Raw genomic sequence first — 536 nt, 5'->3', positions numbered from 1 at the left:
ACGACCGCCGGCAATTGTGGAGATGTCATGAACCACGATGCCCCTGTCCCGCGCCATACTGCACGATCACACTCCCGGGCCCAGCGGCCGAGATGCCGCCGGGCTCAGGCTGCCGCGGTCGAGTCGCGCACGGTCCGCACGACGACCGACCGTAGCTGTTCGAGATTGGCCGCCATACCGGCAATCGCCTGCCTGACCTCCGCGGCGCGCTCGTTCACGGAAGCGGCGTCGCGGCTGACATTGCCGATCTTGGCCGAGACCTCCTTCGCCGCGGACGCCGATTCGGAAATCGACCGCGTGATCTCCCGCGTGGCGGCGTCCTGCTCTTCCATCGCGGCGGCAACCGAGGTCGCGACGCCATCGATCTCGACGATGTGCCCGCCCATCGTCTCGACGGCATCGACCGCAGCCTGCGTCGAGGCCTGGATCTCGGTAATCAGCCGCGTGATCTCCTCGGTGGATTTGGCGGTCTGGTCCGACAGGGATTTCACCTCGGCGGCGACCACGGCGAAGCCGCGGCCGGCCTCGCCGGCACG

The 536-nt window shown here is 68.5% G+C and carries 1 protein-coding gene; it reads right to left on the bottom strand.

Translation table 11 applies throughout. The features are described from left to right. Positions 1-104: 104 nt before the first annotated feature. Positions 105-536, bottom strand: a 432-nt coding sequence (locus MOV75_RS41425) for a methyl-accepting chemotaxis protein (protein ID WP_247008665.1), incomplete at its 5' end; no start/stop codon positions are given.

This window comes from Bradyrhizobium sp. PRIMUS42 (assembly GCF_023006515.1).
GTDB lineage: Bacteria > Pseudomonadota > Alphaproteobacteria > Rhizobiales > Xanthobacteraceae > Bradyrhizobium.
This window is presented reverse-complemented; position numbering and strand designations above follow the sequence as displayed.